Raw genomic sequence first — 517 nt, 5'->3', positions numbered from 1 at the left:
CGTAATTTGTATCGACCCTTTTTGAACTTTTCTGCAGTAATCCCTCTCTAACTTGCATGTGAACTGCCGTCACCCTTTGAATATCCAAACTAGACCTTATATTAAAAATATAAATCAAGATAAGTTGATGTTCATAAACCTATGCAGGCAATTCGTTTCAGTCTATTGCGGCCTTTGAATAATGGCATGCGCTATCGGTTGGGCTAAACGTACCCTGTCATGGATGACCAAACGCTTATTCTTATTGGTGTAAAGTGCGGATATTTCTTTTTGGCAGACATGTTTCAAGAGGAGTTACTGGATGAAAAAGCCATTGCTTGCGCTAACCGTTCTATCTTTAAGTTTGAGTTCCATTATCACGCCGATAACGGCCACGGCAGCACTGCCTCTAAGTGTTGATGGCCAGCAATTACCAAGCCTAGCCCCGATGCTAGAAAAAGTGACCCCAGCAGTCGTGAGTATTGCGGTTGAGGGTAAACAAGTTCAAACCAGTCGTATTCCGGAACAATTTCAGTTC

Annotated in this window: 1 pseudogene; it reads left to right on the top strand. The window is 42.6% G+C overall.

The window, feature by feature from the left end:
- Nucleotides 1-301 precede the first annotated feature (301 nt).
- A pseudogene (locus tag R7040_RS29945) lies at nucleotides 302-517 on the top strand (serine endoprotease DegQ); the annotation flags it as partial.

The organism is Vibrio sp. 1069, assembly GCF_033340555.1.
This window is presented reverse-complemented; position numbering and strand designations above follow the sequence as displayed.